We start from the raw sequence: 12,659 nt of genomic DNA on the forward strand, positions 1-12,659 counted from the left end.
GATGACTATCCAAAACAACGCTCTGCCTACCCAGCGCAAACCCCTGGACCTGCGGCGTTTTCTTGATGACTGGGTCATGCTGCTGGCGGCCATCGCCATCTTCGTCGCCTGCACCTTGCTGATCGACAACTTCCTCTCGCCACTGAACATGCGCGGCCTGGGCCTGGCGATTTCCACCACCGGGATCGCCGCGTGCACCATGTTGTATTGCCTGGCGTCCGGGCATTTCGACTTGTCGGTGGGTTCGGTGATTGCTTGCGCCGGCGTGGTCGCGGCGGTGGTGATGCGTGACACCGACAGCGTGTTCCTCGGCGTCGCGGCAGCGCTGTTCATGGGGCTGATTGTTGGGTTGATCAACGGGATCGTGATCGCCAAGTTACGCGTCAATGCCTTGATTACCACGTTGGCGACCATGCAGATCGTGCGCGGCCTGGCGTACATTTTTGCCAACGGCAAAGCGGTGGGCGTGTCCCAGGAACAGTTCTTCGTGTTCGGCAATGGCCAGTTGTTCGGCGTGCCGGTGCCGATCCTGATCACCATCGTGTGCTTCCTGTTTTTCGGCTGGCTGCTGAACTACACCACCTACGGCCGCAACACCATGGCCATCGGCGGTAACCAGGAAGCGGCGTTGCTGGCCGGGGTCAACGTGGACCGGACCAAGATCATCATCTTCGCCGTGCATGGTTTGATCGGCGCGTTGGCCGGGGTGATCCTGGCGTCGCGCATGACCTCGGGCCAACCGATGATTGGCCAGGGTTTTGAGCTGACCGTGATTTCGGCGTGTGTGTTGGGTGGGGTGTCGCTGAGCGGCGGGATCGGCATGATCCGGCATGTGATTGCCGGGGTGTTGATTCTGGCGATCATCGAGAACGCGATGAACCTGAAGAACATCGATACGTTTTATCAGTATGTAATTCGCGGTTCGATTCTCTTGCTGGCCGTCGTGATTGACCGTCTGAAGCAGCGCTGAGATTTTTGTTGATCTGACTGACGCCTTCGCGGGCAAGCCTCGCTCCTACGGGTTGTGTGTCGTGCGCAAATTTTGCGGCTGACATTTAACCTGTAGGAGCGAGGCTTGCCCGCGAAGGCTTTGTACCTGACACCTCCCATTCCGCGCATCGCCTTAGCCACCTCCCGTCACCTCCCCAAAAATATCCCTTGCTCGCCCGACCCTGTTTCGGTTATCACTTTGTACATGATTAGACAGGTTCGATTTGACAAGAAACAACGGGTGGTCGACGAACTCATCCGGCGCATCGAAAGCGGCCTCATGGAGGACGGCTTTCTGTTGCCGGGCGAGCATCAGTTGGCTCAAGAATTCAAGGTCAGCCGCGGCACGCTGCGTGAAGCCCTGGCCGAACTGAAGAGGCGCAACTACATCGCCACGCAAAGCGGAGTCGGCTCAATCGTCACCTTCGACGGCGTGGTGCTCGATCAGCGCAGCGGCTGGGCCCAGGCTCTCGCGGACAGCGGGGCGCTGGTCAACACCGAAGTGCTGCGGTTGGAGGCGATCAGTCGTCCTGACCTGCTGTCGCGCTTCGGCACCGACAAATTCATCACTCTCGACCGTCGCCGCCGGGCCAATGACGGCACGTTGGTGTCCCTTGAACGCTCACTGATTCCCGCCACTGGCACCCTGGAAAGTCTGCCGCGAGTGGGCCTGATCGATAACTCGTTGACCATCACCCTGGCCGCCTACGGTTACATCGGCGAACGCGGTGACCAGTGGATCGGCGCCGAGCCGCTGAACGCCGAGGATGCCGAATTGCTCGGTCGTCCGCTCGGCACGGTATTCCTCAAGGCTCTGCGCACTACGTACGACCGTCAGGGCCGGTTCATGGAACAGGTCGAAAGTTTGCTCGACCCCGTACATTTCCGTCTGCACCTGCAATTTGGAGAGTCAAAGTGACCGCGCTCAATCGTGCCTTGGGCGCGTTCTATGGGCTGGCTCTGGGCGACGCCCTGGGCATGCCGACCCAATCCCTGAGCCGTGCCGAGATCAAGGCGCGCTTCGGCGAAATCACCGACCTGGAAGATGCCGGCCCCGATCAACCGATCGCCGCCAACATGCCCAAGGGCTCGATCACCGACGACACTGAACAGGCGATCCTGGTCGGTCAGTTGCTGATCGAAGGCGAAGGCTGGATCGAGCCTTCGATGCTCGCTCAACGGCTGATCGAATGGGAAGCCGAGATGCAGGCCAAGGGCTCGCAGGATTTGCTCGGCCCATCGACCAAACGCGCGATCGAGATGATCCTCGCCGGTCATTCGCCGGAAGAAGCGGGGCGCTACGGCACCACCAATGGCGCGGCGATGCGTATTACGCCAGTCGGGATCGCGGCGGATGTCGCCGATCCGGAACGCTTCATCACGGCAGTAGTGCAGGCCTGCCAGGTTACTCACAACACCACGCTGGGGATTTCCAGCGCGGCGGCGGTGGCGGCAGTGGTTTCGGCCGGCATCAACGGCATGGACCTCGGCGAGGCTTTGAACCTGGGCATGCAAATCGCCCAGCAAGCGGAAAGCCATGGCCACTGGGTCGCGGGTGGCCGCATCGCCTCGCGGATCAGTTGGGCGCGGACCATCAGCATCGACAGCGACAAGGCCTTGCTGGCCGACTTGCTCTACGACGTGATCGGCACGTCGGTAGCCTCGCAGGAGTCGGTGGTGGTGTCGTTTGCCCTGGCCCAGCAAGTGGCCATCGGTGAGATGAGCGCCTTCGACGCCGTGTGCATGGCCGCGAGCCTGGGTGGCGACACCGACACCATCGCGGCAATTCTCGGCGCGATGCTCGGGGCTTGCCTGGGGCTGGAGAGCTGGCCGGCAGCGATGATCGAAAAGGTCAAAACCGTGAATGGTCTGGAGCTGGAACCCCTTGTGCAGGGGCTGTTGGCTCTGCGCTGATCGGACGGGCCCCATCGCGAGCAAGCTCGCTCCCACAAGGGATAGTGCAAGCCTTCAGGTACACGCTGTACCTGTGGGAGCGAGCTTGCTCGCGATAGGCGCACCGCCGACCTGAATTTTTCACCTGCAACGGAAAGCACGAATACGGCCAGGACTGCCGGGATGTTATGTCGACTTCCGAAACTGCCCACAACCAAAACAATGGCAACAGGAGCATCCATCATGAGTTCATCGAACGCCGGGCCAAGCGCCGGGCAACTGGAAACCCGTGGCATCGAGCCGGTCCCGGAAAGCGAGTGCAACGGGCATCCGCTGCAACTGTTCTGGGTCTGGTTCGCCGCCAACATCTCGATCCTCGGCCTGCCGTTGGGCGCGACCCTCGTGGCTTTTCGCGGCCTGGCAATCTGGCAGGCAATCATCGTCGCGATCCTCGGTGCTGCCGGTTCGTTCGCGGTGGTCGGGATCATCTCCATCGCCGGCCGGCGTGGTCGCGCACCGAGCCTGACCCTGTCCCGAGCGATCTTCGGCGTTCGTGGCAACATCGGTCCGACCGTGGTCTCGCTGATGTCGCGCCTGGGTTGGGAAACCGTCAACACCACCACCGCCGCGTTCGTGTTGCTGTCGTTGTGCTCGATCCTGTTCGGCTCGCCTGTGGAAGCGAAAAGCGCTCCCGTCTTGACGCTGATCTTCATCGCGATTTTCGTCCTGCTGACCCTGTCGGTGTCCGGCCTCGGCCACGCCACGTTGCTGGTGATCCAGAAGTGGGCGACCTACGTGTTCGGCGCGCTGAACATCCTGGTCGGCGGCTTCCTGTGCGCCACCATCGACTGGAGCGCGGTGTTCAACGCCACGCCGGCACCGCTGAGCGCCATGATCATCGGCGTCGGCACCATGGCTGCCGGCACCGGGATCGGCTGGGCCAACGCCGGTGCCGACATGTCGCGCTACCAGCACAAGAGCGTCAAAGCCGTGCGCCTGGTAGCCTCGGCCGCATTCGGTGCGGGGATTCCGTTGGTGCTGCTGATCACCCTCGGTGGCCTGCTGTCGGTGGGCAACAACGACCTGGCCCAGGCCACTGACCCGATCATCGCGATCCGCGACATGCTGCCGACCTGGATGGCCGTGCCGTACCTGATCACTGCATTCGGCGGGCTGCTGCTGTCGAATAACCTGTCGGTGTATTCCGCCGGTTTGACCACGTTGACCCTCGGTTTGAAGGTCCCTCGGGTCTACGCGGTGGTGGTCGATATCGTCGCGATCTTCGCTGGTTCGATCTACTTCATGCTGATTGCCGACAGCTTCTACGGCCCGTTCATCACCTTCATTTCCCTGCTGGCGGTGCCGATCACTGCGTGGGTCGGGATCTTCGTGGTCGACTTGATTCATCGTCATTACTACAGCCCCAAAGACTTGCTGGACGTCAGCCCGAGCAGCGCCTATTGGTATCGCGGCGGTGTCGAATGGCGAGCTTTCGGCGCGTGGGCGTTCGCGATCGTGCTGGGTTTCAGCTTCACCACCATCGGCACCACGGCTGAAAACATCTGGTTCCGCGGCTTCCTGTCCGACTCGTATCTGGGGCATAACGGCCTCGGCTGGATCGTGACCTTCCTGGTAGCCGGCGGGATTTACTTTGTACTCGGCGGGGCCAAGGATCGTCGTGCTGCAATGATCGAGAATGCTCATGCCTAAGATGTTGCATACCGGCCAGGTCATCATCGACCTGGTCATGGCCGTGGACAAACTGCCCCAGGCCGGCGGCGACGTACTGGCGCAATCCGCCAGTTTCGAGGCCGGCGGTGGCTTCAATGTAATGGCTGCCGCCCAGCGTAATGGTTTGTCGGTGGTCTATCTCGGCCGCCATGGCACCGGCCGTTTCGGGGATTTGGCCCGAGAAGCGATGAAGGCTGAAGGCATCCGAATCGGCATCGGCCACAAAGCCGAGCGCGACACGGGTTTGTGTGTCGCCGTGACTGACGCTTCGGCCGAACGCAGTTTCATTTCCTACATCGGCGCTGAAGGTGAAGTCAGCGCTGAAGACCTGGGGAGTGCGCCGGCCGAGGCGGGTGACTATGTCTACGTCAGCGGCTACAGCCTGTTGCATGTCGGTAAAGCTCAGGCGCTGGTGGACTGGGTGCTGGCGTTGCCGAAAGGGATCAACGTGATTTTCGATCCGGGCCCGTTGGTGGATTCACCGGATGAGCCGTTGATGAAAGCGCTGCTGGCGCGGATTGATGTGTGGACCAGCAACGGTGTCGAGGCGCTGCGGTTTACCGGGGCGTCGGACATTGCCGAGGCGCTGGATCGGTTGGTCGAGCATCTGCCGGCCGATGTGTTGATGGTGGTTCGCGATGGGCCGCAGGGTTGCTGGATCAGCCAGCATGGCGAGCGTCAGCATGTACCGGGTTTCAAGGTTGAAGCGGTGGACAGCAATGGCGCCGGGGATGCGCACGCCGGAGTGTTTGTGGCCGGGTTGGCGCAAGGGCTGCCGGTGATTGAGGCGGCGCGGCGGGCGAATGCGGCGGCTGCATTGGCGGTCACTCGGTGGGGGCCGGCGACTTCGCCGGGGACGGCTGAGGTGGATGCGTTAATTCGCGAGACGTTCGGCGGCTGACCAGCCGCTGACGCAACCTGTGGCGAGGGAGCTTGCTCCCGCTGGACTGCGCAGCAGGCCCATTTTTAGGGCCGCTTTGCGCCCCAGCGGGAGCAAGCTCCCTCGCCACAGGTACGTCATCGCCCCAGGTAATTTGGCACCCCCGTTTGCTATCCGGTGTGAAAATTCGCACAATGCGCGCCCCAGGAAGGGGAAGCGTCTGACAACCTGTCAGGCCAGTTTCGTACGCTCAAGGAGAGAGTCCCTCGTTGCAAAACCTCCCGTTGAACACCCCTCGGCACGCCATGCATGGCCCGCCGCGCTTTTTTTATGGAAGATCAAAAATGAATTACCGGATGATGATTGGCGCGACCCTGGTCGCCGCCTCTGCGATGCTCGCTGGTTGTGGCGACAAGCCCGACACAGCCGCCAGTGCCCAGCCGAGCCAAAGCGCCGCTGAACAGCAGCAGATCGAGAAATACAACCAGTACGTCGATGTTGCCAACAGCCTGACCACGTCTTTCCAGGAAGCCCGGGAAAACTATGTGACGCAACAGATGCCGCTGTTGCAGGGTAAGGAAGCGCCGACCTCGATGCGCATCGAGAATGACATCCTCGTGGATCGCTCGGCGAAGCAGCTGGATGCCGCTGCTGCCATCGATACCCCGATTGTCGAAATCGATGCCGCCGCCAAGGACTTTTCCGCTGCGCTCAAAGTGTTGTCCCCGTTGAGCCACGAGCTGAACAACTACGCCAACTCCAAAGGTTACCTGGCCGACAATGGCGACAAGGCGCGTCAGTTGAGCAAGGATTACGTGGCTGCGCTGACCTTGGTCGCACAGAAAGAACAGGCGTTCTACAAAGGGCTGAGCGATCGCGATCAGGCGCTGACCAAAGAGGCGTTCGACAAGGCGCCGAAAGACACCGCGGCTTACTATCGCGCCGGGGTGATCTACTACGGCAAAGTCAACAATGCCGATGCGAACGTATTGTTCGCCGCACCGAATGACCCAAAAGCACTCGACGCTTTCGAAAAGTCCCTGGCGCAGGTCGCGTATGCCGCGGCGGGTTGGGACAAGAAAGTCACCGAGCAATCGGCCAAGTCCGGCAAGAGCTGCAACGGCGGCATGCTGGAGATCAATGATTTCCTGGGGCAGTCCCGCTCGCTGGTCAAAGACATCAAGGACGGCGTGTTCAAGCGTGAAGAAACCGGCATCATGGCGCGCATGAGCAGCTCGAACATCGTTAACTCGGCTAACCGCTACAACAGCAAATACTCGAACGTGATTGACCGGTTCAATCACCCGCTGTGCTGAGCAGGTCTCAAGACATCTGGTGTCTGATCTGACGTCTTCGCGGGCAAGCCTCGCTCCTACAGGTTTACGCAACCCCCTGTAGGAGCGAGGCTTGCCCGCGAAGGGTCCCTCAAATTCAACACAAGCCCCGAGCGCTAACCCGCCTTGCGCAACGCCTCAATCAACGCCTGCTTCGATGTGCTCGGCCTTGCGCTTTTGCTCGGCGGTGTATTTGTCTTTGCTTCCACGAGGCATGGGATTTCTCTTGGCTTCACGAATGTAAAAAGGATCGCAGCCTGCGATGCATGGCGTGCATCCGAAGGCTGCGATCCTTTGATCTTGCTGCGGTTAAACGTCCAGCTTACGCGCCGCTTCAACCCCCGCCGCGCTGAGTTTTATCGGCAGGTTCAGCGAATGCTCGCCGGCCTCGTTGCAACTGACATGGCCATGCTGGATCAACCCGCGATCCTGCAAAGCGGCGAGGGTACTGGCCACGACTTTCTCCCCCGGTAATTGTCCAGGACCTCCTTGCCCAAACCACTTGGGTGGGCGTGCAACAGGCGGGTCAGGACTTCATGTTCCAGGTTTTTATCGACGTTCATGGTTACCTCTTTCATGGATGTGGATAGGGTGTTGCGTCGCTCGCGTGGGCGAACTATTTACCGGCACCTTCGGAGCCAGAACCACCGGTGGTGGTTTTCGAGCTCGTGCCGCTGCCGGCGTTATCGGGTGTCTGGTTGTCCGGCGTATTCATCCCGCCCTGACGGCCAGTGTCACTGCCTTGCAACCGTGGATCGGTGCCGGTGGCAGGCGGCAGACTGCTGTCGATGCCCGAGCCGTTGGTGTTCATGCCGGGAGCACTCTGGATGGCAGGGGCCTTGGGTTTTTCGACCGGGTCGGTCGTGCCGGTGCCGGTCGCCGTAGTGGCGGCGAGGGCCGAGGTGGACAGCAGGGCAGCGAGAGCGAGAGTCGTCAGGCGGGACATGATCATGGTGTCGTCTCCAGATTATTAGAGTCCTTACCTGATATTGGTCCGCCACCGATTTGGATTGGTGCCTGATTAACGACGAACGGTTCAGGCCTGTTGCAGGTTTTTGGCGATGGCTTTGCGCCAGACCAGCCGGCCCACGGTGATAAACCAGTTCAACGCGGCGATCAGCAAAACTGTAAACAATAATGTCGCCATCCCGTATTCGACGATGATCTTCCCGGCCAGCAGCGGGAAACCGAACACACCAATAAAGTAAGACAGGCTAAACAGCAGCAAGGCTTGCGCCGTGGTACCGCTCGGCGCTTCGTTCGCCGCCAGGCCGTTGATCACCGAATACGTCAGGCCGTAGCCGACGCCGAGCATGATCGCCGCGAGTAGATAGGTGAAGCTGCTGTCGACCATGAAGCTGAACATCATGATCGAGCCCATCATCAGCCCTGAGAGCAGGCAGGACGCGCGGAACGGATCGCGCTTGACTACGAAGCTGGAGATCAGCATCCGGCTGCTAATGGCCGCGCCCATGAAGCCGAAGAAAAACAGCGAGTAATCCAGTGAGCGGGATGCGGCGTAGCTGGTCTGGAAACTCGACAACCCGCCGAACACGCAGCCGCCGAGGCCGACCATGATGATCGGGAACAGCGCTTTGGACGACAGCACTTGGGCCGTTGCGCGCCAGGAAATTCGCGAGATGGCCGTCGAGTTCGTGTGTGCCTGTTTGAGTTGCGAATCCAGCCGCCAGAACAGTAAAACGCCGATCAGACTCGCCAATGCCGCCAGGTAAAACGCCGCCGTCACCGGATAGCCCAAGGCGCTGGCGGCGCGCCCCAGCAATGGACCGCTGCCAATGCCGGTCATCATGCTGCCCGACAGCAGCGCAAAGTATTTGGCCCGTTGGGCCGGCGTCACCAGGCTCGCCACGATGATCGGTCCCAGGGTGTAGAACACTCCCCAACCCAAGCCCAGCAGCAGCCCGAAAAACAACAGCAGATTGCCGAAGCCCGGCGTCAGCGCAAAACCCAGGCTCGCGGCCACCAGCAAAATGCCGAACAGCGCGATGGAACGGGCCGCTCCGAGCACGTCTGACAGGTGCCCGGAGACGACTACCGCCGCAAAGGTGCTGAGCATCGCTGCGGAAATCACACTGCCTGCGTCATGCTCGTTGCCGCCTCGCGAACCGATCAACAGCGAGAGCAAAAACGTCGAGCCGTAGGACAGCGACAGCAGATAACTGGCGAGGCAAAACAGGCCGAACAACTTGCTCGGGACTTGGGGCGGCGCGGTAGACATGAGGCGGTTCCTTGACCCGATAGACGTGCGGTTTATCTATCTACCATGGGAGGCGTCGCCGTTAGGTCCGAGGTTGTCGATTCCAGGGTTAGTGCTGAGCGGAGTAAGGGCTTTCAGCCAACGCCGATTTCTTCCTTGAACAACTCCATGAAGCCCTTGAGCCGTTGATGGCGAATCTGTGCCAAGTTTTGGCCCGTGGCGGTCTGGAAACCGTCCGCCAGGTGCAGCAGCTTGGTCTGGAAATGGTCGAGACAGAAGCGCTTGTCGTCATAGTCGCGGGCCTTGGCTTCCGGGTCCTGCGGGTCGTACAGCGCACTGCCCATGCGCCCGGCGATGTAGAAGGTTCGCGCGACGCCAAGCATGCCAAGGGAGTCGAGACGGTCGGCGTCCTGCAGGATCCGGGCTTCGAGGGTGGTCGGAGTGATGTTGGCGGAAAAACTGTGGGCTTCGATGGCGTGGACGACGGCGGCGATTTTTGCGTCGGGCCAATCCTGCGACGTCAGCAGTATTGCCGCTTTGTCCGCCGCCAGTCTTGAGGCTTGGGAACGCAGCGGCGAGTTCTTTTCCACCGCCACGCAGTCATGTAACAGCACCGCCGCCAGCAGCACCTCCAGATCTCCGCCTTCTTGCGCCTGAAGCGTGCGCACGTTGTGCCACACCCGCTGCAAGTGCGACAGGTCGTGGGCGCCGTCTTCCGAGGGTTCCAGTGCGTGGGGCAGCAGGGTTTCGGCGAGAGGTTGCAGTGGGGCGAAAGCGGTGGTGGTCATAAACATCCTTTGTGTCGTGCACAGTCCAAATGTGGGAGCGGGCTTGCTCGCGAAGGCGGCGTGTCAGTCGATATCGTTGCTGGCTGACTAACCGCCTTCGCGAGCAAGCCCGCTCCCACACAAGCCCAACCGGGCCGACTGTAGAGTACTTTTTGCATTGGCATGTGACGAGCGCCGATTGCCGCCTTAGTATGGCGTTTTCCACTTTTGACAAGGCACGTCCATGACGATCGACATCCGCCCGGCGACCCCCAGCGATGCACCGCAAATCCTCGCGTTCATCACTGAGCTGGCCGACTACGAACGTGCCCGCCACGAAGTCATCGCCAGCGTTGCCGACATCGAGCGCAGCCTGTTCAGCGAAGGCGCCACCGCCCACGGTCTGATCTGCCTGCGGGACGGCTTGCCGATCGGCTTCGCAGTGTTTTTCTTCAGCTACTCCACCTGGCTGGGCAGCAACTGCCTGTACCTCGAAGACCTCTACATCACCCCCGAGCAACGCGGTGGCGGCGCCGGCAAAACCTTGCTGCGCCACCTGGCAAAAATCGCCTGCGCCAATGATTGCGGCCGTTTTGAGTGGAGCGTGCTCGACTGGAACAAACCGGCCATCGAATTCTACAAATCCCTCGGCGCGCAGCCGCAGGAAGAGTGGGTGCGGTATCGGATGGATGGGGCGGTACTTCGGGAGTTTGCCGAGGGGCGCTGATGCGTGATGGTTATCCGCAGATGAATCTGTTGTCGGCCCCCCTCTAGTCCGGCACTCTGTGCGCCCTTTGCGCGCTCACGGATGACATTTGCAATGCAACCTGGCTTCTGCACTTTCCTGCGTTTTTTTACCTTGATGATGTTCTGTGCACTCTGTTCGGGGTGCCTGCATCTCGACGTACCGCCGGCACGCATCGAGTTTGTATCGATTAATCACAATAGCTATTCACTCTATGACGTGCGGTTTACTTCTGACAGGGACCTGATTCATTTATATGAAGCACACGGCCGCGGCGGACAGATAAGCACCAGCCTTCATTGTTCGCTCGATGGTGATCTCGACTTCTCCGTGGAACACAACATTGCGCTGGAAGGTTATGGCCTCATAGAAGATATGCGCCTGATCGAGGGCGATCGACGTTATGAAATGCTGGCCAGTATTCGATTTGAGGACAATGAAGACCGGACTGGCTCTAGTGATATCGCTCGATCACGGTTAGTCCGACTCTTGGAACCTCAAGACTACGTGCCCTGTAAGGTCGTCATCACCGCGTTTCCTTTCACGGCTTACTATTCGAAAGTGATGTACGTCCCGACGTCGCGGATTATTGCCGAGGTGAAAAATCCTCGAATTGCGCCTCGGCAGGTTTCACTCAAACCTGCTGATCGCCCTTTGACGTGGCTGCAATTCGAGCCGGTTTGCATCGTTCGATGGCGCGAAGAATTGTCACCGGCTTACGACCAGATCGACGACGTCGGTTTATGCCGCGATGCGCCCTACGCCGGTCTGTTGGCTTCATTCGCACCCAGCAACAAGAAACTGAGGCTTATCACCTGGTCGGACCAAACCCCCAAACCGCTGACGGCTTACACCCTTATTCGAGGCGATGGTCGGCGAGAGCCCGGTATCTCGGCTGAGAACGGCGATACCCACCTGGTGGGTTCCATGACGCGGGAGACGCTGAAGGTTGAAGTCGGGGCGGGTATTGGGGCTAAAGAACGATGGACACCACAAATCTAGCAATCCCATTATGTGGGAGTATTAATTACATATTGAGATTTTCCCTCTAGGAGGTCTATAGTCCAGCTCACTCACTGCCAATAAACAAAACAGGTGAAGCGATGCTGGCGCAATTGATCGCGCTCGATTGGGGGACAACCTCATTACGTGCTTACAAACTCGCTGCGGGTGGCCAGGTGCTGGAACAGCGTTCGCTGTCGTCCGGGATCATGCAGCTGCCCCGGACGCCGCGAATCATCAACGGCCAGGAATGCGCCGACGGTTTTGAACTGGCCTTCGACGAGGCCTGCGGTGACTGGCTTGACGCCCAGCCCGATCTGCCTGTGATTGCTTGCGGCATGGTCGGCAGCGCCCAGGGCTGGCGCGAAGCGGCCTACCGGGATACGCCGGCAAACGTCGCCAATCTCGGAACTTCCCTACAAACCGTACGCAGTCTTCGCGGTGTCGATGTGCACATCGTGCCGGGTGTGATTCAGCGTTCGCACCTGCCGAACGTGATGCGCGGTGAAGAAACCCAAGTGCTTGGCGTGCTGCAGACGCTGCCGAGTGGCAAGGGTGACGATCTGTTGATCGGTCTGCCGGGCAGTCATTCGAAATGGGTGGAAGTGGCCGACGGCTGCATCGTGCATTTCGATACCTTCATGACCGGCGAAATCTTTGCCGTGCTCAGTGAACACAGCATTCTCGGGCGCACCCAGCAACAAGGTGCGTCGTTCGATGGCCAGGCGTTTGACCGGGGCGTGCAAGTGGCGTTGTCGGCGGACGGCGAGATCGGGCCGTTGTCGACGCTATTCAGCGCGCGCAGCCTCGGGCTGACCGGCGAACTCAGCGCTACGGCGCAACCTGATTATTTGTCCGGCCTGTTGATCGGTCATGAACTGTCGGCCCTGGCCAATGTTCAGAGGCGCCGCCGCAACAGCGTGCACTTGCCGTCGATCATCCTCATCGGTAATGCCCAACTCTGCGCACGCTACAGCCGGGCCCTCGATGCCTGCGGTTTTGCCAAAGTGATGTTGGCCGAACAGGCCACCGAGCGCGGGTTGTGGCAACTGGCGGTTGCCGCCGGACTGGTCTCACAACATCCATCCCGTTAAACCTG

The 12,659-nt window shown here is 60.3% G+C and carries 12 protein-coding genes and 2 pseudogenes; 9 read left to right on the forward strand and 5 right to left on the reverse strand.

Annotated features, from left to right (window positions below; genetic code table 11):
- Position 1 precedes the first annotated feature (1 nt).
- The 6 genes from araH to NK667_RS03680 all read left to right on the forward strand — a co-directional run bounded on the left by araH (position 2) and on the right by NK667_RS03680 (position 6,810).
- Positions 2-970: an L-arabinose ABC transporter permease AraH gene (gene araH, locus NK667_RS03655; protein ID WP_054052214.1), complete on the forward strand. Its 969-nt coding sequence runs from the start codon at positions 2-4 to the stop codon at positions 968-970.
- 225 nt (positions 971-1,195) lie between these two features.
- Complete coding sequence (locus tag NK667_RS03660; protein WP_054051805.1) at positions 1,196-1,909, forward strand: GntR family transcriptional regulator; 714 nt, start codon at positions 1,196-1,198, stop codon at positions 1,907-1,909.
- A complete protein-coding gene (locus NK667_RS03665) occupies positions 1,906-2,904 on the forward strand; it encodes an ADP-ribosylglycohydrolase family protein (RefSeq protein WP_054613869.1) in 999 nt (332 codons plus the stop codon). The genes NK667_RS03660 and NK667_RS03665 overlap by 4 nt, the downstream gene beginning before the upstream one ends.
- 222 nt (positions 2,905-3,126) lie before the next feature.
- Positions 3,127-4,593, forward strand: a complete 1,467-nt coding sequence (locus tag NK667_RS03670; RefSeq protein WP_054613870.1) for a purine-cytosine permease family protein — start codon at positions 3,127-3,129, stop codon at positions 4,591-4,593.
- The gene (locus NK667_RS03675; protein WP_054614072.1) at positions 4,586-5,515 is read left to right on the forward strand and encodes a PfkB family carbohydrate kinase; all 930 of its coding nucleotides are present in this window, start codon (positions 4,586-4,588) and stop codon (positions 5,513-5,515) included. The genes NK667_RS03670 and NK667_RS03675 overlap by 8 nt, the downstream gene beginning before the upstream one ends.
- Before the next feature lie 323 nt (positions 5,516-5,838).
- A complete protein-coding gene (locus NK667_RS03680) occupies positions 5,839-6,810 on the forward strand; it encodes a DUF3829 domain-containing protein (protein WP_054613871.1) in 972 nt (323 codons plus the stop codon).
- A 171-nt stretch (positions 6,811-6,981) separates the two neighbouring features.
- On the opposite strand, the pseudogene NK667_RS03685 reads toward NK667_RS03680, so the two are convergent.
- The 5 genes and pseudogenes from NK667_RS03685 to NK667_RS03705 all read right to left on the reverse strand — a co-directional run.
- Positions 6,982-7,044, reverse strand: a pseudogene (locus NK667_RS03685) (termination factor Rho); the annotation flags it as partial.
- A 93-nt stretch (positions 7,045-7,137) separates the two neighbouring features.
- Positions 7,138-7,391: pseudogene (locus NK667_RS03690) on the reverse strand (hypothetical protein).
- A gap of 53 nt (positions 7,392-7,444) precedes the next feature.
- On the reverse strand, positions 7,445-7,780 hold the full coding sequence (locus NK667_RS03695) for a hypothetical protein (RefSeq protein ID WP_054613872.1): 336 nt from the start codon (positions 7,778-7,780) through the stop codon (positions 7,445-7,447).
- A gap of 84 nt (positions 7,781-7,864) precedes the next feature.
- Complete coding sequence (locus NK667_RS03700; protein ID WP_054613873.1) at positions 7,865-9,067, reverse strand: MFS transporter; 1,203 nt, start codon at positions 9,065-9,067, stop codon at positions 7,865-7,867.
- A gap of 113 nt (positions 9,068-9,180) precedes the next feature.
- Positions 9,181-9,834, reverse strand: coding sequence for an HD domain-containing protein (locus NK667_RS03705; protein WP_054613874.1), 654 nt, complete (start codon positions 9,832-9,834; stop codon positions 9,181-9,183).
- A 223-nt stretch (positions 9,835-10,057) separates the two neighbouring features.
- On the opposite strand from NK667_RS03705, the gene NK667_RS03710 reads away from it, so the two are divergent.
- The 3 genes from NK667_RS03710 to NK667_RS03720 all read left to right on the forward strand — a co-directional run bounded on the left by NK667_RS03710 (position 10,058) and on the right by NK667_RS03720 (position 12,654).
- Complete coding sequence (locus tag NK667_RS03710; protein WP_054051821.1) at positions 10,058-10,540, forward strand: GNAT family N-acetyltransferase; 483 nt, start codon at positions 10,058-10,060, stop codon at positions 10,538-10,540.
- Positions 10,541-10,633: 93 nt separating this feature from the next.
- On the forward strand, positions 10,634-11,560 hold the full coding sequence (locus NK667_RS03715) for a hypothetical protein (RefSeq protein ID WP_054613875.1): 927 nt from the start codon (positions 10,634-10,636) through the stop codon (positions 11,558-11,560).
- 101 nt (positions 11,561-11,661) lie between these two features.
- A complete protein-coding gene (locus NK667_RS03720; RefSeq protein WP_054613876.1) occupies positions 11,662-12,654 on the forward strand; it encodes a 2-dehydro-3-deoxygalactonokinase in 993 nt (330 codons plus the stop codon).
- Positions 12,655-12,659: the final 5 nt, after the last annotated feature.

It is taken from the genome of Pseudomonas nunensis, assembly GCF_024296925.1.
GTDB classification, from domain to species: domain Bacteria; phylum Pseudomonadota; class Gammaproteobacteria; order Pseudomonadales; family Pseudomonadaceae; genus Aquipseudomonas; species Aquipseudomonas nunensis.

Coding starts and splice junctions, on each gene's coding strand:
- NK667_RS03705 (WP_054613874.1), bottom strand. CDS start 9,834: ATGACCACCACCGCTTTCGCCCCACTGCAACCTCTCGCCGAAACCCTG.
- NK667_RS03675 (WP_054614072.1), top strand. CDS start 4,586: ATGCCTAAGATGTTGCATACCGGCCAGGTCATCATCGACCTGGTCATG.
- NK667_RS03680 (WP_054613871.1), top strand. CDS start 5,839: ATGAATTACCGGATGATGATTGGCGCGACCCTGGTCGCCGCCTCTGCG.
- NK667_RS03700 (WP_054613873.1), bottom strand. CDS start 9,067: ATGTCTACCGCGCCGCCCCAAGTCCCGAGCAAGTTGTTCGGCCTGTTT.
- NK667_RS03715 (WP_054613875.1), top strand. CDS start 10,634: ATGCAACCTGGCTTCTGCACTTTCCTGCGTTTTTTTACCTTGATGATG.
- araH (WP_054052214.1), top strand. CDS start 2: ATGACTATCCAAAACAACGCTCTGCCTACCCAGCGCAAACCCCTGGAC.
- NK667_RS03720 (WP_054613876.1), top strand. CDS start 11,662: ATGCTGGCGCAATTGATCGCGCTCGATTGGGGGACAACCTCATTACGT.
- NK667_RS03660 (WP_054051805.1), top strand. CDS start 1,196: ATGATTAGACAGGTTCGATTTGACAAGAAACAACGGGTGGTCGACGAA.
- NK667_RS03670 (WP_054613870.1), top strand. CDS start 3,127: ATGAGTTCATCGAACGCCGGGCCAAGCGCCGGGCAACTGGAAACCCGT.
- NK667_RS03695 (WP_054613872.1), bottom strand. CDS start 7,780: ATGATCATGTCCCGCCTGACGACTCTCGCTCTCGCTGCCCTGCTGTCC.
- NK667_RS03710 (WP_054051821.1), top strand. CDS start 10,058: ATGACGATCGACATCCGCCCGGCGACCCCCAGCGATGCACCGCAAATC.